Annotated in this window: 5 protein-coding genes; 1 reads left to right on the forward strand and 4 read right to left on the reverse strand. The window is 45.5% G+C overall.

The annotated features are described in order from the left end of the window. Positions 1 to 144 precede the first annotated feature (144 nt). Positions 145 to 1,047, forward strand: a complete 903-nt coding sequence (locus tag U0033_RS13955; RefSeq protein ID WP_072364773.1) for an AraC family transcriptional regulator — start codon at positions 145 to 147, stop codon at positions 1,045 to 1,047. Positions 1,048 to 1,134: 87 nt separating this feature from the next. Here U0033_RS13955 and U0033_RS13960 read toward each other — a convergent pair whose 3' ends face one another. From U0033_RS13960 to U0033_RS13975, 4 genes are read right to left on the reverse strand one after another with little or no spacing between them, the layout of a single operon-like run. Continuing rightward, positions 1,135 to 2,937 (reverse strand): OmpA family protein, encoded by a 1,803-nt coding sequence (locus U0033_RS13960; protein ID WP_083571817.1) that lies wholly within the window; start codon positions 2,935 to 2,937, stop codon positions 1,135 to 1,137. A gap of 11 nt (positions 2,938 to 2,948) precedes the next feature. Continuing rightward, positions 2,949 to 3,935 carry a PorP/SprF family type IX secretion system membrane protein gene (locus U0033_RS13965; RefSeq protein ID WP_072364769.1) on the reverse strand — a complete coding sequence of 329 codons (987 nt, stop codon included), beginning with the start codon at positions 3,933 to 3,935 and terminating at the stop codon, positions 2,949 to 2,951. A 2-nt stretch (positions 3,936 to 3,937) separates the two neighbouring features. Next, positions 3,938 to 7,579 (reverse strand): DUF7507 domain-containing protein, encoded by a 3,642-nt coding sequence (locus U0033_RS13970; RefSeq protein ID WP_072364767.1) that lies wholly within the window; start codon positions 7,577 to 7,579, stop codon positions 3,938 to 3,940. A 55-nt stretch (positions 7,580 to 7,634) separates the two neighbouring features. Then, positions 7,635 to 22,589 carry a T9SS type A sorting domain-containing protein gene (locus tag U0033_RS13975; RefSeq protein ID WP_322518489.1) on the reverse strand — a complete coding sequence of 4,985 codons (14,955 nt, stop codon included), beginning with the start codon at positions 22,587 to 22,589 and terminating at the stop codon, positions 7,635 to 7,637. Positions 22,590 to 22,727 lie beyond the last annotated feature (138 nt).

The raw sequence follows: 22,727 nt of genomic DNA on the forward strand, positions 1-22,727 counted from the left end.
TTTTGGAAAAATTGAGAATTATTTCATAACTGGAATTGTGAAACAAATTTATCTATTCAGGGTTCGGTAATAAATGGATGATTCATTTATTTTCATGAATTATACTACGATTTTGTATTTTGTCAATAAATCCCACACCGCGTTATGAAAACAGTAAAACGGAGAGATGGCTTTGCAGGGCAGCAGCTGATCAGCCTTCCTGATGCAGTCTGGAAGAATGCAATCAAAGCGAATACCGTCCTGGGGCAACTATACATTACGCATATTGGTTATTTTCCCAAGGCAGCCTTTCATTACCGTGACAGGAAGAATGGCTGTACAGATAATATATTGATATATTGTACGGGGGGTAAAGGCTGGTATATCATTGGAAACAGGCGCTTTGAGGTAGGCACCAATGAATTTGCAATCATTCCGGCAACGACGGCACACCTGCGTTATGGCTCTGACGACGCGAATCCATGGACAATTTACTGGGTGCATTTCAGCGGAAAAGACATGGAGACTTTTAACAGGAATTTTAATATCGGCCCATTGGACGGGCCACGGCATATCCATGCCAATGAGAAAGGGATAGAGCTTTGGAACGCAATGTTCCAGAGTCTGAAGATGGGCTTTGGAAAAGATAACCTGAGTAAGGCAAGTCTTTATTTATATCATTTCATTGCTACTTTCTTATATCCTGAAAAAGCATCGGGCGAGCAATCCGTCATCAACGACAGGATCAATGAGACCGTGCAATATATGCAACAACAGTTGTCCGCTACACTAACAGTAGAGGATCTTGCCAGGAAGATAGACCTGTCTCCTTCACATTTTTCCAGCTTATTCAAGCAGGCCACCGGTATGTCTCCCCTCAGTTATTTTATTCATCTGAAATTACAGAAGGCGTGTTTGTTGCTATATACAACGGATATGAAGATAAAAGATGTAGCTGTGGCGATCGGGTATGATGATCCTTTTCATTTTTCAAGATTATTTAAGAAAAGTATGGATGTAAGCCCGGAGCTATACCGGGGGCTTAGAAGAAAGGAAAATATAAACTAAAACTCATTTCATAAATAGGTATTTATAATTGATGATCAATACATAAATACCTATTTATGAAATGAGTTCTAGTTGTCCCCCTTGTTGTTAATAGAATATCTTTAGCATAGACCTCCTGTTTTTCCTGTGTTCGTCTTCATTACAAGGCACCCCATCTGCACAGGGGTTTACTAATTCTTTCTCACCCATATTCTCATAATATAAATTCTTCGCAGGCACCCCTTTCTTAATTAAGTAATCAATCACAGCATAACAACGAAGTGCTGATAAATCTACGTTGTATTGATCAGTACCACGGCTGTCAGTATAAGAGCGCACCATAAGTTTCCATTGCGGATAATCCCTGAGTACAGTAGCTACTCTATCCAGCATTTCCCTGGAAGAAGTTAATAATATAGCACTGTTGTAGTCGTAATAAAAGCAGAGATGTTCAAGCTTATCTATGACAGCACTATCTTCGGAGCTGAGCTTCTTTTTATTTCCTGGTGGCGGAGGTATTGGTGCCTGGGTAGGCGCGGGTGGGGGTGTAGATACAACCACAACAGGTGTAGTGGGCTTATTTTCTATCTTCTCCGTGAAATGTGTTTCCATAAAATGATACACATCATCTCCCCCGCTTCCTCCATTTCTGTTAGAGGCGAAATAGCCTTCGTAGTTATTGTCCTTCATGATAAAACCGAGATCATCAGCCCCTGAATTAACAGGTGATTTTAAATTAACAGGCGGTACCCACTTATCGCCACTACCTGCTGCCCGGAAAATATCGTAGCCCCCAATGCCGGTATGCCCCTTGCTGGAGAAATAAAGTGCCCCTTTTTCATTGATAGTTGGAAAGGTTTCTTCGAATGGTGTATTGATGACAGCTCCGCAGTTCTTTGGTGTACCCCATGAACCATCTGATTGACGTTCGCTGTACCAGATATCGGTTTTCCCAACACCACCGGGCCTGTCAGAGACGAGGTAGAGGATACGGCCACTCAGCACAACATTGCCGGAATAACTACCAGCCATATTTAAGGTGGTAATGGGTGCTATTGGCCCCCAGCTATCACCTTGCTTAAAAGACCAATAGAGAGACATCAGTCGCTGTCCATTGATAGGTCCTTTCCTGGTTTTGTTAAAGACATCTGAGTTGAGGGTAATGTAAGCAGTATCTTCTCTTGCATTGAAACAAACAGGGCCTACGTGGTAAGGGAGTTTACCCAATAATTTGGGAAGTACTTCTTCCAGGTAGGTGTTGGCATTACTCCCTTTCTGGTATTGCTTGAATACATAGGGTTTAAAATAAGGCTGGTCTACACGGGGATCAATATCCGGGTTTCGTTCGGAGCCGGTCGTTAAAGCCATCTTGCGATAACCATTAGATACTAACAACAGACCATCTCTTACCACCCCACTTATCCAATCGGCACCAGGTGTACTCAGTTCCTTGATGTTTTCCAAAGCCATAGTTTGGGTTGCCTGCTTCCACAGCATGGCACTATCACAACCTGCCAGTAAGCGGCTTTTCCATTGTGTGCTATCTGCATTTGAGGTATTGTAAAGTGCAATATATTTCTTTGCAGTATCGTATTGTTCAATATTCATTTGGGTTATCCCAAATAATACATTGATGATAGAAGGACAGGCAGGACTTTGCAGCATTTTATAATACCAGCTGGCTGCCAGGTCAAAGCGACCTATTTCAATATAACATCTGGCAGTTTTTTCCAGGATGGGTAAAGGCGCTTTTCGTTTATCTCCCAGTTCACTGTATAACTTTGCAGCTTCGGCATACTCCTGCCTGGCAAAGGCTTCATCTCCCAGCTCTATCAGGCTTTTATCTTCTTGTCCGTACAAAAACAACGGAATAAACAATGGGCATATAAATAGAATAAGTTTACGCAACATGTTGACTTGTTTTAGAAATACCTTGGACTTGATACGCTATACTTCTTAGAATGGAATAATATACCGATTGAGATTTCGTGAGAACCGCTTTGTGCATTTGCCAGCTCATTAATGTTAATATCATATGCATAACCAATCCTGTAAGTGTCATTCAGGTAGTATTCAACGATTGCACTGGCGGCGTTTTTGGGGTCCAGACTGGAAGGCAACGCCTTTCGCCAAACTGGTAAGGCTGTACGATAAGAACCTCCTATCCAGAATACACGTTCTATGAGCAACATCGCATTCAGGTCTATATTAGTTGGCCCTTTCAAATCATCCTTCATCATGATAGATGGTTTCAGTTTCACCTGCTCAGAAAGTGACACCATAAAACCTGCGGATACATATAAATGCATGGTCTTACGGATATTCTTATAATCATACCCATTCCATTTATAATCAGAAGTGAGATACTGGCTGAAAAGGTTTAATGCTGATACGCTCACAAACACTGCAGGAGCATGGTAATAAATACCAAAGCGGGCATCCGGTGTAATGGTATTCACGCCTCCGCCGGGGAATACAGCATCTTCTGCATCAAAGTATTGCAGGTTGTTGCCATCCAGGTGATATTGTGAGGCGCCTACCCCTAAGCCAAAAGATAGATGTCGTGTCCTGTTCACATTTAAAGGAATACTGTAGGCGTAAGATGCATAAATTGAATAAGCCTGTTGCGGACCTAACATATCTGCCAGTACCTGCACGCCCAGCCCCATTCCGGCTTTATCTTTATCATTGCGCAAAGGTCCGTCAAATGATACCCCGAAAGTACGCGGAGCACCCGGTAGCCCCGTCCATTGCTGCCGGGCAATGGTATTGAGATACCAGGCGCCCTTATAGCCTGCATAGGCAGGGTTTACACTCAGGCCGTTGAAGATATATTGACTGAACTGCACATTCTGCTGCGCAGATACATGTAATGTTGTTATTAAGAATAAGAATAGTAGTGGACGCATGATCAGTTAATTTTTAATATTACCCATCCTGAATATTGTTTCACACCTTCGCCTTCATCTACTTCGAGTTTGTAGTAGTATACACCTTCACTCAGACCGGCACCATTCCATTCATTGTGATATGCTTTTGACTGGAAGACCATATCGCCCCAGCGATTGAATACGAACAAAGCAGCAGGAGGGTACTTTTCTAATCCTTTGATGACGAAGAAATCATTTTTGCCGTCACCGTTTGGACTCATGGCATTCGCAAAAACAAGGAATGATTTACCGGGGGTCGTTGCTGTGATAGTGCCCGGATCACCACTACAACCGGCTACGGCAGGATCACAACCAGCAGTAGATTTGGTATTAGTGCCATCTGACACGGAAGCGGTGTTGCTGATGAAAGGAATGCTGTCCAGGTTGTCGATTGTCTTTACGATCATAGAAACGTTCGTAGTGCCGCCTACTGCAATAGAAGCTACATTCCATACCACCTTCCCATCGCTTTCAGTATAGTTGCCGTTTTCACCTGCACTAACGAAGGTGGTGTATTGAGGTACAGGGTCTGTGATCACAAGGTTTTCAACAGCAGCATTGCCGGTGTTTCTGATGAAGATCTGGTAGGTCAGTTCTTCTCCGGGTTTTACCTTTTCGTTCTTACTGGCAGTGGTGGCGACTTTCCAGGTGACCCAGTTTACAAGTTTGTCTACAGAGATGTTGGTAGCAGGGCCTGGCGGCGGATTTGGAGCCGGGTTACCGGGATCATTTGGATCTGAAGCAGTCGTAGGTTGATTGCCTTTTCCGTTACCATTGTCAACACCAGCAGTATTAGTTATAAAAGTAGCACCGGTAAGATCTGTGCTTACTTTGACTGTAAAGGAGCGGGTAACATCGGGAGCGCCAACAGGAATGTTGCTGATGGTCCAGGAGAGTTTATCATCATTGGGTTGAATCCCTTCATCAGCACTGATAAAATCAGTATAGTGAGGGATGGTGTCGGTAATCTTTACATCCGTGAGGGTGATGCTGCCAGTATTACGGATATGAATGGTATAGGTGATTTCATCGCCGGTAGTTACGCCTCCCTTGGGACCACTGGGTGTGTAAGCGGCGCTTTTCCAGATGGCAGAAAGTTTACCATTATCCACAGGCACTTTTGTGGATGGGTCGTTTGGATCCGGGTTGGATTTTGGTTCGTTTGGATTGTTTGGATCTGGTGGTGTGGTAGGATGATTGCCGGTACCATTGCCGTTGTCTACATCGGCAGTATTGGTGATGAATCCCGCACCTGTAAGGTCTTGCGCCACCTTCACTTTGAAGCTGCGGGTCACATCAGCAGCGCCGACAGGAATGGTAGCAATCGTCCAGGTCAATTTATTGTTTACTGGTGAGATCCCTTCATCAGCGCTTCCAAAAACCGTATAGTCGGGTACGATATCCGTGATGATGACATTGTTCAATGTAACATTTCCTGTATTTCTTACATGAATGGTATAGGTGATTTCATCGTTTGTTTTTACCATTCCGCTGGCACCCGTGCCGGTGTAGGAAGCGCTTTTCCAGTTGAGGGAAGCAGGCTTATTGTCCACAGGAATATTGGTAGACGGATCGTTGGGATCCGGGTTAGGATGTGGTTGGTTGTGGTCTGTAGGATCAGGTGGAGTGGTGGGATGTTCACCAGTGCCATCCTTATTATCTACAGCAGCGGTATTGGTAATGCTGGTAGCACCGGTGAGGTCACTCACAACCCGCACTATAAAACTTCTGATCACATCAGGAGCGCCGACAGGGATGCTGGGGATGGTCCATGTCAGTTTGCCGCTGACTGGTTTGATCCCTTCATCGGCATCTACGAATGTTGTGTATGCGGGAATCATATCGGACACGATCACATTGGTGAGTGAAACGTGACCTGTATTGCGGATGTGGATCAGGTAGGTAATTTCATCTCCGGGTTTTGCGGTGTCGGCAAATTCAGTGCTTTTCCAGCTGCTGGATTTCGGACCGCCATCATCAACGGGAACATTGGTAGAGGGATCGTTTGGATCCGGGTTGGGATGTGGTTCGTTGGGGTTATTGGGATCCGGTGGCGTGGTGGGATGATCACCGGTGCCATCGCCGTTATCCACATTGCCCGTGTTGGTGATATTGGTAACGCCGGTGAGGTCGTTGGCAACTGTGACGGAGAAATTCTTTGTGATAGTGGTGCCGACGGCGATCGTTGGAATGGTCCAGCTAAGTTTGCCGCTGGCATCCGGTACGAGGTTATCATCGGCAGATTTGAATATAGTATGAGCGGGAATGATGTCGGAGATCTTTGCATTGTTAATAACTACATTACCTGTATTGCGCAGGTGAATGGTGTAGTCGATTTGCTGACCTGCGGTTACTTTGGAGCCGGTATAGCTGGCAGATTTCCATTGTTTGGAAGAGAGGATGTCATCATCGGCGATGTTGACAGTGCCTACGCTGGTACCTGTGGTAAGCGTGGGTACGCCGGCGCCGACGGAGAAACCGGTGATGGTAAGGGTGACGGTTTCATTGCCTTCGATCAGGTTATCGTCTTTGACGGTAACGGGAATTTGCACGGTGCTGGTACCAGCGGCAATGGTTTTGGTCAGGGTGATGGTCGTGTAATCTGTGCCGTTAGTAGCTGTACCGGTGATGGTATATCTTACGAGGACGAAGCCGGTGGTATAGATGCCGTTGGGCCAGCCGATGGTGAAATTGCCATCATTGCCGGTGCCGCCGGGTTCTTTGCCATTGGAGGTAGAGAGAATGCCGATAGGGGTGTTTACATCATCGTCTTCGATGTTGACAATGGCTGAAATATTGGCGGGGTCGGGAGAAAAGGTCATGGTGCCGGAGCTGGAGAGGCTGACGGTTTGTAAGGTCAGCTGAACGGTTTCGGTAGATTCGATGATATTATCGTCGTTGACGTTGACGGGTAAGAGGATGCTGTTTGTATTAGCGGGCAGGATGATTTCTCCTGTCATATTAGCGTTGTTGTAATCGAAGGTGGTGCCGGTGCCTCCGGTGGCGGAGCTGGCGCCATCGACGGTGTATTTAACATGGATGTCTTCATGATAGGTAAGGGTGCCTGGAAGGCTAACCTGGAATTGGCCGGGGCTGGCGTTGCCATTGCCAAGTTCTTTGCCGTCGGTTGTTTTGGTGAGTTTGAGGCGGTTGTCGTTGTCGATTAGTTTAGCCGTAAGGGTTCTTTGGGTGCCGAGGTAGGTGGTGCCGCTGCCATCGGTGGCGGTGAGGAGGCCGATTTCGATGCTTTCATCACCTTCTATAAGGAGGTCGTCGATGACGTTGATGCTGAGTTGCACTTCGGTATCGCCTGCTTTCAGGACGATGGTTCCTGGTATGGTAGTGTAGTCTACGCCGTTATCTGCGGGGTCGGTAACGGTGGCGTTGACGGAGTAGGTGATGGTAATATCGCTGGGGGCGGTGCTGCCGTTGAGGAGGTGGAAGGAGATGATGCCGTTAGGGCCACCTTCTTCGGCGCGGACGAGTTCGTCCATGGCGATGACGTCGGCACGTTGGGCTTTTTCTGCTTTTGCCAGTCCATTCATGGGGATAACATCTGTGCTTGGCGCGGGTCTGCCACTGAAGAAGCAGCCGAAAATTAACAGGAGTATGCTACGTTTCATCGTAAAGGATTTTGGTGGAATAAAGCACCCTGCATTGCTGCAGGGTGCTGTGATTTTATCTAACCAGTATCAGTTTCTTCGTATATACTTTACCATTGCTCCGGATCACACAGTAGTGGAGGCCGGCGGGTAGACCGGCGGATCTGAAGACTACTTTGTATGTCTGTCCGGCTTTGGTATTTTCATTAAAGAGGGTGCTTTCCCTGTTACCGGCCAGGTTACTGTAGATTTCTACAGATACATTACCGTTTGCAGGTGATTTGAAAGTCACGGAAAGCTGATCGCTAAATGGATTAGGATAGGCATTAAATTCCAGTGATGCTGATTTTAATGTGGTCAGCGAAGCTGTATTTAAAGTATAGGTGGCGGTGTTTTGACAGCCATTTGTTTTGTCGGTTACCAGCAGGGTAAAGAGGCCACTGATATTGGCATTTCCTGATTGGTAGAGGACAGTGGCAGTTTGGGCGCCGTCAACAATAAACCAGCTGTTATCAGAGGAGCTTAGTGACCATTGATAATTGGCATTGGTAACGCTCTGGGCACTCAGCAGGTCTACGGACAGTGGATCTGGAGAGTTGCCTGGAGGCATAATTACAGCTACCGGAGGAGTTGTATTTTTTACAACCGGTGTATTTGTAGTAGCGACACATCCATTATTAGGATTGGTTACTGACAGGGTATAGGTACCGGGTACAGTTACTACAGCAGATGCACCTGAAGCTGTGAAATTATTAGGTCCAGTCCATTTGAAAGTGGACCCGTTTGTGGATGATGTACCATTAATAATAACATCTGTTTTAAGGCAGGTCAACGGACCATCATTGCTCGCCTGGACATTGGCGGCTGGTGTGATGTTTTGGCTGACAGGTGTATTTGTGGTGGCAGTACATCCGTTCTGGGTATTTGTAACTACCAGGGAATAGGTACCTGGCACCGTAACATTTGCGGCGGCGGTATTCGCAGTATATCCGTTCGGACCGCTCCACGTATAAGTGACAGCGGCTGAAGTGGAGGAACCTGTAATCTGCACTGTTGCTTTCGTACAGGTCAGTGGGCCATTATTTGTAGCCTGGACATTGGCAGCTGGTGTGATGTTCTGATTGACAGTGATGCTGTCAGAAGTGGTACAACCGTTCGTGCCTTTCGCTGTCACATAGTATTTACCAGGAGTAGTTACGGCGATCGGGTTTACACCTGCATTATAGCCAGTCCATGTGATCGTACCGTTTGATGTGGCGGTGAGATTGATGGAAGTGGTTGCGCAGGTTAATGTTCCCGGTGTTGTTATAGACAGTGTTGGTTTAGTAATATCCTGAGTGACGGTTACGCTGTCAGATGTAGTACAACCATTTGTGCCTTTCGCTGTCACATAGTATTTACCAGCAGCAGTTACTGCGATTGGATTCACGCCTGCATTATAACCAGTCCATGTAATCGTACCGTTTGAAGTGGCGGTGAGATTGATGGAAGTGGTAGCGCAGGTTAATGTTCCCGGTGCTGTTACTGACAGTGTTGGTTTAGTAATATCCTGAGTGACGGTTATGCTGTCGGATGTAGTACAACCATTTGTGCCTTTCGCTGTCACATAGTATTTACCAGGAGTGGTTATAGCGATTGGGTTTACACCTGCATTATAACCTGTCCATGTGATCGTACCGTTTGAAGTGGCGGTGAGATTGATGGAAGTGGTTGCGCAGGTTAATGTTCCCGGTGCTGTTACTGATAGTGTTGGCTTGGTAACATCCTGAGTGACGGTTACACTGTCAGAAGTAGTACAACCATTTGTGCCTTTCGTTGTCACATAGTATTTACCAGGAGTGGTTATAGCGATTGGGTTTACACCTGCATTATAACCAGTCCATGTGATCGTACCGTTTGAAGTGGCGGTGAGATTAATGGAAGTGGTTGCGCAGGTTAATGTTCCCGGTGCTGTTACTGACAGTGTTGGTTTAGTAATATCCTGAGTGATGGTTATGCTGTCAGATGTAGTACAACCATTGGTACCCTTAGCTGTAACATAATATTTACCAGGAGTAATTACTGCGATTGGGTTTACACCTGCATTATAACCTGTCCATGTGATCGTACCATTTGAAGTAGCAGTAAGATTAATGGAAGTGGTTGCGCAGGTTAATGTTCCCGGTGCTGTTATAGACAGTGTTGGTTTAGTAATATCCTGAGTGACGGTTACGCTGTCAGATGTAGTACAACCATTGGTGCCTTTCGTTGTCACATAGTATTTACCAGGAGTAGTTACTGCGATTGGGTTTACACCTGCATTATAACCTGTCCATGTGATCGCACCATTTGAAGTGGCGGTGAGATTGATGGAAGTGGTTGCGCAGGTTAATGTTCCCGGTGCTGTTATAGACAATGTTGATTTTGTTACATCCTGAGTGACGGTTATGCTGTCAGAAGTAGTACAACCATTCGTGCCTTTCGCCGTCACATAGTATTTACCAGGAGTAGTTACTGCGATTGGATTCACCCCTGCATTATAACCAGTCCATGTGATCGTACCATTTGAAGTGGCGGTGAGATTAATGGAAGTGGTTGCGCAGGTTAATACTGATGGTGTTGTCACTGCCAACGTCGGCTTAGTTACATCTTGTGTGACTGTTACACTATCAGAAGTAGTACAACCATTCGTGCCTTTCGCTGTCACATAGTATTTACCAGGAGTAGTTACTGCGATTGGATTCACGCCTGCATTATAGCCTGTCCATGTAATCGTACCGTTTGATGTAGCAGCAAGATTGATGGAAGTGGTTGAGCAGGTTAATGTTCCCGGTGCTGTTATAGACAGTGTTGATTTTGTTACATCCTGAGTGACGGTTATGCTGTCAGATGTAGTACAACCATTCGTGCCTTTCGCTGTCACATAGTATTTACCAGGAGTAGTTACTGCGATTGAATTCGCCCCTGCATTATAACCAGTCCATGTAATCGTACCATTTGAAGTAGCAGTAAGATTGATGGAAGTGGTAGCGCAGGTTAATGTTCCCGGTGCTGTTATAGACAATGTTGGTTTAGTAATATCCTGAGTGACGGTTACGCTGTCAGATGTAGTACAACCATTGGTGCCTTTCGTTGTCACATAGTATTTACCAGGAGTAGTTACTGCGATTGGGTTTACACCTGCATTATAGCCAGTCCATGTGATCGTACCGTTTGAAGTGGCGGTGAGATTAATGGAAGTGGTTGCGCAGGTTAATGTTCCCGGTGCTGTTACTGACAGTGTTGGTTTAGTAATATCCTGAGTGATGGTTATGCTGTCAGATGTAGTACAACCATTGGTACCCTTAGCTGTAACATAATATTTACCAGGAGTAATTACTGCGATTGGGTTTACACCTGCATTATAACCTGTCCATGTGATCGTACCATTTGAAGTAGCAGTAAGATTAATGGAAGTGGTTGCGCAGGTTAATGTTCCCGGTGCTGTTATAGACAGTGTTGGTTTAGTAATATCCTGAGTGACGGTTACGCTGTCAGATGTAGTACAACCATTGGTGCCTTTCGTTGTCACATAGTATTTACCAGGAGTAGTTACTGCGATTGGGTTTACACCTGCATTATAACCTGTCCATGTGATCGCACCATTTGAAGTGGCGGTGAGATTGATGGAAGTGGTTGCGCAGGTTAATGTTCCCGGTGCTGTTATAGACAATGTTGATTTTGTTACATCCTGAGTGACGGTTATGCTGTCAGAAGTAGTACAACCATTCGTGCCTTTCGCCGTCACATAGTATTTACCAGGAGTAGTTACTGCGATTGGATTCACCCCTGCATTATAACCAGTCCATGTGATCGTACCATTTGAAGTGGCGGTGAGATTAATGGAAGTGGTTGCGCAGGTTAATACTGATGGTGTTGTCACTGCCAACGTCGGCTTAGTTACATCTTGTGTGACTGTTACACTATCAGAAGTAGTACAACCATTCGTGCCTTTCGCTGTCACATAGTATTTACCAGGAGTAGTTACTGCGATTGGATTCACGCCTGCATTATAGCCTGTCCATGTAATCGTACCGTTTGATGTAGCAGCAAGATTGATGGAAGTGGTTGAGCAGGTTAATGTTCCCGGTGCTGTTATAGACAGTGTTGATTTTGTTACATCCTGAGTGACGGTTATGCTGTCAGATGTAGTACAACCATTCGTGCCTTTCGCTGTCACATAGTATTTACCAGGAGTAGTTACTGCGATTGGATTCGCCCCTGCATTATAACCAGTCCATGTAATCGTACCGTTTGAAGTAGCGGTGAGATTGATGGAAGTGGTAGCGCAGGTTAATACTGATGGTGCTGTCACTGCCAACGTCGGCTTAGTTACATTCTGTGTTACTGTTACGCTGTCAGATGTAGTACAACCATTGGTTCCTTTCGCTGTCACATAGTATTTACCAGGCGTAGTTACTGCGATTGGATTCGCCCCTGCGTTATAACCAGTCCATGTGATCGTACCGTTTGAAGTGGCGGTGAGATTGATGGAAGTGGTAGCGCAGGTTAATACTGATGGTACTGCTATTGACAAAGTCGGCTTAGTAACATCTTGTGTGACTGTTACACTATCTGATGTAGTACAACCATTCGTGCCTTTCGCTGTCACATAGTATTTACCAGGAGTATTTGCTGCGATTGGGTTTACACCTGCATTATAACCTGTCCATGTGATCGTACCGTTTGAAGTGGCGGTAAGATTAATGGAAGTGGTAGCGCAGGTTAATACTGATGGTGCTGTTACTGACAAGGTTGGCTTGGTAACATCCTGTATTACTGTTACACTATCTGTTGCGGTACAACCATTCGTGCCCTTAGCTGTCACATAGTATTTACCAGCAGCAGTTACTGCGATTGGATTCACCCCTGCATTATAACCAGTCCATGTAATCGTACCATTGGAAGTAGCGGTGAGATTGATGGAAGTAGTAGCGCAGGTTAATACTGATGGTGCTGTTACTGAAAGTGTTGGCTTAGTTACATCCTGAGTAACTGTTACGCTGTCAGATGTAGTACAACCATTCGTTCCCTTAGCTGTCACATAGTATTTACCAGCAGCTGTTGCTGCGATTGGGTTTACACCTGCATTATAACCTGTCCATGTGATCGTACCGTTTGAAGTGGCGGTAAGATTAATGGAAGTGGTAGCGCAGGTTAATACTGATGGTGCTGTTACTGACAATGTTGGCTTGGTAACATCCTGTATTACTGTTACACTATCTATTGCGGTACAACCATTCGTGCCCTTAGCTGTCACATAGTATTTACCAGCAGCAGTTACTGCGATTGGATTCACCCCTGCATTATAACCAGTCCATGTAATCGTACCGTTTGAAGTGGCGGTAAGATTAATGGAAGTGGTAGCGCAGGTTAATACTGATGGCGCTGTTACTGACAATGTTGGCTTGGTAACATCCTGTATTACTGTTACACTATCTGTTGCGGTACAACCATTCGTGCCCTTAGCTGTCACATAGTATTTACCAGCAGCAGTTACTGCGATTGGATTCACGCCTGCATTATAACCAGTCCATGTAATCGTACCGTTGGAAGTAGCGGTGAGATTGATGAAAGTAGTAGCGCAGGTTAATACTGATGGTGCTGTTACTGATAGTGTTGGCTTAGTTACATCCTGAGTAACTGTTACGCTGTCAGATGTAGTACAACCATTCGTGCCTTTCGCTGTCACATAGTATTTACCAGCAGCAGTTACTGCGATTGGGTTTACACCTGCATTATAACCAGTCCATGTGATCGTACCGTTGGAAGTGGCGGTGAGATTAATGGAAGTGGTTGCGCAGGTTAATACTGAAGGAGCTGTTACTGAAAGTGTTGGTTTGGTAACATCCTGTATTACTGTTACACTATCAGATGTAGTACAACCAGTAGTGCTCTTTGCAGTAACATAATATTTACCAGGAGTGTTTACAGTGACTGGGTTCACTCCTGCATTATAACCAGTCCATGTGATCGTACCATTTGAAGTAGCTGTAAGATTAATGGAGGTAATTGCACAGGTTAATACTGATGGTGCTGTTACTGATAATGTTGGCTTAGTAACATCCTGTGTTACTGTTACGCTATCAGATGTAGTACAACCATTTGTACCCTTAGCTGTAACATAATATTTACCCGAAGTGTTTACAGTGATTGGGTTCACCCCTATATTATAACCAGTCCATGTAATCGTACCGTTTGAAGTAGCTGTAAGATTAATGGAAGTGGTAGCGCAGGTTAATGTTCCCGGTGCTGTTACTGATAATGTTGGCTTAGTTACATCCTGTGTTACTGTTACGCTATCAGATGTAGTACAACCATTTGTACCTCTCGCTGTAACATAATATTTACCCGGAGTGTTTACAGTGATTGGGTTCACCCCTGTATTAAAGCCTGTCCATGTGATCGTACCGTTTGAAGTGGCTGTAAGATTAATGGAAGTGGTAGCGCAGGTTAATGTTCCCGGTGCTGTTACTGATAATGTTGGCTTAGTTACATCCTGTGTTACTGTTACGCTATCAGATGTAGTACAACCATTTGTACCTCTCGCTGTAACATAATATTTACCCGGAGTGTTTACAGTGATGGGGTTCACCCCTGTATTAAAGCCTGTCCATGTGATCGTACCATTTGAAGTAGCTGTAAGATTAATGGAGGTAATGGCACAGGTTAATACTGATGGTGCTGTTACTGATAATGTTGGCTTAGTAACATCCTGTGTTACTGTTACGCTATCAGATGTAGTACAACCAGTAGTGCTTTTTGCAGTAACATAATATTTACCAGGAGTAGTTACTGTGATTGGATTCACCCCTGCATTAAAGCCTGTCCATGTGATCGTACCGTTTGAAGTAGCTGTAAGATTAATGGAAGTAGTTGCGCAGGTTAAGACTGATGGTGTTGTCACTGCCAACGTCGGCTTAGTTACATCTTGTGTGACTGTTACACTATCAGAAGTAGTACAACCATTCGTGCCTTTCGCTGTCACATAGTATTTACCAGGAGTAGTTACTGCGATTGGATTCACGCCCGCATTATAACCTGTCCATGTAATCGTACTGTTTGAAGTAGCAGTAAGATTTATGGAGGTAGTTGCGCAGGTTAAGACTGAAGGTGCTACTATTGACAAGGTTGGTTTTGTTACATCCTGAGTGACTGTTACGCTGTCAGAAGTAGTACAACCATTTGTGCCTTTCGCCGTCACATAGTATTTACCAGGAGTAGTTACTGCGATTGGATTCACCCCTGCATTATAACCAGTCCATGTGATCGTACCATTTGAAGTGGCGGTGAGATTAATGGAAGTGGTTGCGCAGGTTAATACTGATGGTGTTGTCACTGCCAACGTCGGCTTAGTTACATCTTGTGTGACTGTTACACTATCAGAAGTAGTACAACCATTCGTGCCTTTCGCTGTCACATAGTATTTACCAGGAGTAGTTACTGCGATTGGATTCACGCCTGCATTATAGCCTGTCCATGTAATCGTACCGTTTGATGTAGCAGCAAGATTGATGGAAGTGGTTGAGCAGGTTAATGTTCCCGGTGCTGTTATAGACAGTGTTGATTTTGTTACATCCTGAGTGACGGTTATGCTGTCAGATGTAGTACAACCATTCGTGCCTTTCGCTGTCACATAGTATTTACCAGGAGTAGTTACTGCGATTGGATTCGCCCCTGCATTATAACCAGTCCATGTAATCGTACCGTTTGAAGTAGCGGTGAGATTGATGGAAGTGGTAGCGCAGGTTAATACTGATGGTGCTGTCACTGCCAACGTCGGCTTAGTTACATTCTGTGTTACTGTTACGCTGTCAGATGTAGTACAACCATTGGTTCCTTTCGCTGTCACATAGTATTTACCAGGCGTAGTTACTGCGATTGGATTCGCCCCTGCGTTATAACCAGTCCATGTGATCGTACCGTTTGAAGTGGCGGTGAGATTGATGGAAGTGGTAGCGCAGGTTAATACTGATGGTACTGCTATTGACAAAGTCGGCTTAGTAACATCTTGTGTGACTGTTACACTATCTGATGTAGTACAACCATTCGTGCCTTTCGCTGTCACATAGTATTTACCAGGAGTATTTGCTGCGATTGGGTTTACACCTGCATTATAACCTGTCCATGTGATCGTACCGTTTGAAGTGGCGGTAAGATTAATGGAAGTGGTAGCGCAGGTTAATACTGATGGTGCTGTTACTGACAAGGTTGGCTTGGTAACATCCTGTATTACTGTTACACTATCTGTTGCGGTACAACCATTCGTGCCCTTAGCTGTCACATAGTATTTACCAGCAGCAGTTACTGCGATTGGATTCACCCCTGCATTATAACCAGTCCATGTAATCGTACCATTGGAAGTAGCGGTGAGATTGATGGAAGTAGTAGCGCAGGTTAATACTGATGGTGCTGTTACTGAAAGTGTTGGCTTAGTTACATCCTGAGTAACTGTTACGCTGTCAGATGTAGTACAACCATTCGTTCCCTTAGCTGTCACATAGTATTTACCAGCAGCTGTTGCTGCGATTGGGTTTACACCTGCATTATAACCTGTCCATGTGATCGTACCGTTTGAAGTGGCGGTAAGATTAATGGAAGTGGTAGCGCAGGTTAATACTGATGGTGCTGTTACTGACAATGTTGGCTTGGTAACATCCTGTATTACTGTTACACTATCTATTGCGGTACAACCATTCGTGCCCTTAGCTGTCACATAGTATTTACCAGCAGCAGTTACTGCGATTGGATTCACCCCTGCATTATAACCTGTCCATGTGATCGTACCGTTTGATGTAGCTGTAAGATTAATGGAAGTGGTAGCGCAGGTTAATACTGATGGTGTTGCTATTGACAAGGTCGGCTTAGCGATATCCTGAGTGACTGTTACACTATCAGAAGTAGTACAACCATTCGTACCCTTAGCTGTCACATAGTATTTACCAGCAGCTGTTACCGCAACCGGATTCACACCCGCACTATACCCTGTCCATGTAATCGTTCCGTTTGATGTAGCTGTAAGATTAATAGAGGTAGTTGCGCAGCTTAATACTGATGGTGCTGCTACTGCCAATGTCGGCTTAGCAATATCCTGAGTAACTGTTACGCTGTCAGATGTAGTACAACCATTTGTGCCTTTCGCTGTCACATAGTATCTACCAGCAGCTGTTACCGCTATTGGGTTCACACCCGCATTATACCCCGTCCATGTAATCGTTCCATTTGAACTGGCGCTAAGATTAATAGAAGTAGTAGCACAGGTTAATACTGAAGGTGCTGTTACTGACAATGTTGGCTTAGCAACATCCTGTGTTACTGTTACACTATCTGTTTTTGTACAACCATTCGTGCCCTTAGCTGTCACATAATATTTACCAGCAGCTGTTACCGCAACCGGATTCACACCCGCATTATACCCCGTCCATGTAATCGTTCCATTTGAACTAGCTGTAAGATTAATGGAAGTAGTTGCGCAGGTTAATACTGAAGGCGCTGCTATTGACAATGTCGGTTTAACAACATCCTGCGTTACCGTTACACTATCAAAAGTAGTACAACCATTCGTACCCTTGGCTGTCACATAATATTTACCAGGAGTAGTTGCAGAAATTGGATTCACACCCGCATTATACCCCGTCCATGTAATCGTTCCATTTGAACTAGCGCTAAGATTCACAGATGTCGTAGCACAACTTAAGGTGCCTGGCGCTGTCACAGCCAATGTCGGTTTAACAACATCCTGCGTTACCGTTACACTATCAAAAGCAGTACAACCATTCGTACCCTTAGCCGTTACATAATACCTACCAGCAGCAGTTACCGCAACCGGATTCACACCCGCATTATACCCCGTCCATGTAATCGTTCCATTTGAACTAGCGCTAAGATTTACAGATGCCGTAGCACAACTTAAGGTGCCTGGCGCTGTCACTGCCAGGGTCGGCTTAACAATATCCTGCGTTACCGTTACACTATCCGTAACAATACAACCATTTGCCCCGCGAGCTGTTACATAATATTTACCACCGGCACTTACTGTAACCGGATTCACCCCCGCATTATACCCTGCCCAGGTGATCGTTCCATTTGAACTAGCGGAAAGATTTACAACTGTCGTTGTACAATTTAATGCAGCAGGTGCCACCACTGATAAGGTTGGCTTCGTAACATCCTGTGTTACTGACACCTGAGCCGTACCTTTACACCCTGTTACAGGATTCGTTACCGTCAATGTATAAGTACCAGCCACACTCACCACCGGATTCTGTAAGGTAGCACTAAACCCTGAAGGCCCACTCCAACTATAAGTTACTCCAGCAACTGATGAACTTCCTGATAACGTAACGGAAGTATTCCCACAGGAAAGCCCCCCACTCACACCCGCTATTGCCGTTGGCGGAACCGCCGTCTGTTTTACTGTTACTGTATCACTACCCGTACATCCCGTTGTAGGATTCGTTACTGTCAATATATAATCACCAGGAACCGTCACTACCGGGTTCTGTACGCCAGCACTATACCCGGCAGGCCCGGTCCAGCTATAAGTGACTCCTGATACCGTCGAACTTCCTGACAATGCCACGGAAATTACACTACATGTCAGCGAATCCTTCACCGTTGCCACCGCTGTTAATGAACCCGCACCCGCCGCATTCACCTTCACATTATCCACATAATAAAACTCATCCGTTCCCGTAGCACGTGCACGGATTACCAATTGTAGTGTACTACCACTCAACATTGTCGGTGTTGAAACATAAGAAGATGTCGTACTATGATTATTTACAGCAGACTTCTTCTCCGCGAACAACACCTCCGCTCCGCCATCTATTTTATAATAGAACCGGATATAATCCGCATAAGTACCCGTATCATTCATCACCGCACCACCCGTTACCGCACTGCGAACATTTGCACCAATACTCACATTCGTCTTTCCTGATATATCCATCACCCCGGATGTCCATGCCCCCTCCCCTGTCGTTCCAATCCCACTAATCCTAAACTCATTATTTAACACTGAAAACAAACTACCAGAAGGATAAGTCACACTCCAGGCCGTAGCCCCATTATCTACCGTCACCCCATTCGCCAGGGTGAAATCTTCATTCCACATCGTACTCGCCGTCGCACCATCATTCGTCACCGTTACTGACTGGGTACTTGTACACCCATTCACCGGGTTCTTCACTGTCAACGTATACACGCCTGCTACACTTACCACCGGGTTCTGCAAAGCCGATGTATACCCGGATGGCCCTGCCCATGCATAAGTTACACCCGTAGTAGATGAACTACCAGACAATGTCACTGTTGAATTTCCACAAGACAATGGCCCACTCACACCCGCAAATGCGCCCGGAGGGGTGATAGACTGCAACACCGTCACCGTATCCATGCCCGTACATCCTGTAGCAGGATTTGTCACTGTCAATATATAATCACCCGGTGCTGTCACCGCTGGGTTTTGCAAGGTAGAACTAAACCCTGAAGGCCCCGTCCAGCTATAAGTTACATCCGCCGTCGCTGAAGATCCGGACAAGCCTACTGATGTCACCGCACAAGTCAGCGAATCCTTCACCGTAGCCAATGCTGTCAATGATCCACCACTCGCCGCATTCACCTTCACATTATCCACATAGTAAAACTCATCCGTTCCCGTTGCCCGTGCACGTACCACCACTTGCAAGGTACTTCCACTCAACACAGTGGACGTTGATACATAAGTATTCGTGGTACTATGCCCATTGATATCTGACTTTTTCTCCGCAAACAACACCTCTGCCCCGCCATTCAATTTATAATAAAAACGAAGGTAATCCGCATACGTACCCACATCATTCATCACCGCACCACCCGTCACGGAACTGCGTACATTGGCACCAATACTTACATTTGTCTTCCCTGATATATCAATTACGCCGGATGTCCATACACCTTCTCCCGTCGTACCAATCCCACTTATCCTAAACTCATTATTCAATACTGAGAAAAGACTTCCGGAAGGATTCGTCACACTCCACGCCGTTGTACCATTATCCACCGTCACCCCATTCGCCAACGTAAAGTCTTCATTCCAGATGCTGGTCGTCGTAGACACATTATTCACCACTGTCACCGTCTGACTACTCGTACACCCATTCACAGGGTTCGTCACCGTTACCGTATAATCTCCTGCCACACTTACCACCGGGTTCTGCAGCGTAGAGGTATACCCGGATGGCCCCGCCCATTTATAAGTCACTCCCGTCGTCGCTGAACTGGCCGTTAAATTGACCGTTGCGGCACCACAAGACAATGGTCCACTCACGCCCGCTGTCACGCCCGGTGCTGTTGTAAACTGCCTGACTGTGACCGTGTCTTTCCCCGTACATCCTGTTGATGTATTCGTTACCGTTAATATATAATCTCCCGCAGCACTCACCACCGGATTTTGCGTGGCAGATGTAAACCCTGAAGGCCCGGTCCAACTATAAGTAACACCAGAAACACCGGAGCTACCAGATAACGTTACTGAGCTTACACTACATGTAAGCGAATCCTTCACGGTCGCCAGTGCGGTAGGATAACTTACCTGGTTTGCCCCTGTCAGACTCACATTATCAAAGAAGTACCTTTCTGTAGGATCTGAATTCCTTGCCCTTATGATGACCTGCAAACTACTGCCACTCAAAGCTGCAGAGTTAACGGTAATCTTCGATGTACCCGTGGTTGTACTACCTATCCCTGAATAATCCTCGTACACTAATACCTCCGCTCCACCATTCAATTTATAATACACCTTCATGTAATCATCACTCTCAAACGCATCACTTGCACTCGCCGTCTCACTCCTCAGATCTGCCGCTATCACTACATTCGTCTTCCCTGATATATCGACCACACCAGATGACCAGGTGGTTTCGCCCGCTCCTGTATAGGTCACTTTAAACTCATTACTTTGCACAGACGCTGTACCTGTTCCATTACTCACGATCGTCCATGGTGTGGTTCCACTATCCGAAATCGTACCATTTGCGAATGTGAAATCCTCCAGCCAAAACACGGAAGGCGTTGATGAAGTGGCGTCTACCACCACTGACTTAGATGCCGTACACCCGTTTGCAGGATTCTTTACCGTCACTGTATAAGTACCGGCCACATTCACTGCAGGCTTCTGCACGGTCGATGTAAATCCTGAAGGCCCGGTCCAGCTATAGGTAGCATTCGCCACCGTTGAACTTGCACTAAGCGTTACACTTGTCAAACATCCTAATACACCTCCACTTGCATCGAGGTCCGGGGTTACTTTATTCTCCGTCACTGTAGCTGTTGTAGATACCGTACAACCCGTAGGTAATGTCGCTGTCACTGTATACACACCGGCTGCTGATACCGTTGGATTTTGAGTGGTAGATGTAAACCCGTTAGGTCCAGTCCATGCATAAGAAGAAACTGTGCCGCTCGGTGTAACCGTTATTGTTGCATTACTTGTACACGTTACAGGCCCACTCACCGCTGTCGCCAGGGTAACCGCAGGATCTACCGCACTAACTTTTACATTATCAAAATAGTAAAACTCATCAGTACCCGTTGCCCTTGCTCTTACTACAATCTGCAAAGTATTGCCTGTAGGAACCGATACTGAAAAAGTGGTATTCGTTGTACTATGACTATTGATCGCAGATTTCTTTTCATAAAACAACACCTCTGATCCGCCATTAATTTTATAATAAAACCGGATGTAATCTGCATAAGTACCCGTGTCATTCATTACCGCTGTTCCTGTAATGGAACTTCTTACGGCTCCTGAAACTGTCACACTGGTTTTACCTGTCATCGTCATACTACCAGAAGTCCACACACCTTCACCTGTCGTACCAATTCCACTTATTCTAAATTCATTATTCAACACGGAGAAGAGGCTCCCTGAAGGATTCGTTACACTCCAGGCAGTCGTTCCATTATCAGCCGTCGTACCGTTTGACAAGGTAAAGTTCTCCTCCCAGGTGGTAGATACCGCATTCCCTGCTGTCACCGTTACGGTCTGCGATGTTTTACAGCCATTCGCAGGGTTCGTGACCGTAACTGTATAACTACCTGCTGTACTTACCGTAGGTTTCTGTGCTGTAGATGTAAAACTATTGGGCCCTGTCCAGCTATACGTTGCATTCGCTACAGATGATGCTGCAGATAACACTACGCTTGATGCACATGCCAGTGAACCACCCGTAGCAGATAAATCCGGGGCTACTTTATTTTCTGTCACCGCTACGGAAGCTGTGCCCGTGCCAGCGCTGCTCGTTCCCGTTACTGTATAGGTCCCTGCTGTGCTAACGGTTGGATTTTGTGATGTGGATGTAAAACCATTTGGCCCTGTCCAGCTATAGGTTGTACTACTTGCTGATGATGTGGCTGATAGCGTTAATGAAGTCGTTGTACAGGTCAGCACACCACTATTTGCAGCTGTTGCCGTTACGGTAACACCGCTACTTGCACAGGGTCCTTTCTCCTTAAATACCCTGTATTGCTCTATGTAATATTTCGATGTCTGGGTGCCTCCATTGTTGTAGTTATAGATCCTCACTACTAACTGCACACTACTTCCATTTAGTAAACCGGATGTAAAATCCAGTGTTCCGAAATTCCCGGTCCGGGAATCTAACAATGTTTCTGCTCCGCCGTTGATCTTGTAATAGATCTTCACATATTCGGAGCTATTCATATCACCCTCCGAAGTGATCTTTACGGCTGCCTGCCAGTCCGTATAACCAGCAGTAGAAAATACCTGCGAATACCACACCCCTTCTCCGCCAAGTTCCTGCGCAGTTAATCGATTCGATTTGATAGCAAAATAACCTGTGCTTAGTACTTTCGACGCATCCAGGTACCAGCCGGTAGATGAATTGTCTGCAGTAGTACCATTTGCTCCTGGAAATGTGCCAGAGATAATAGGGCATTCAGGACTTGCAAATACAGATGTTCGTACAAATAAAAAAATGGCTGCAAAGAAAAGCATGAAATGCCTTTGCATTTGAAAGTGTTGGAATTTCAAGGGTGTCGTTTTTAAGGGATATAGGATTCTATTTCGATGACCACAGTGTTCTATGATGACAATACGTAATATTATAGAATATTATAACAATGAGTAACAACAAAAGTAGTCCAGGCA

It is taken from the genome of Chitinophaga sancti (genome assembly GCF_034424315.1).
Lineage (GTDB): Bacteria > Bacteroidota > Bacteroidia > Chitinophagales > Chitinophagaceae > Chitinophaga > Chitinophaga sancti.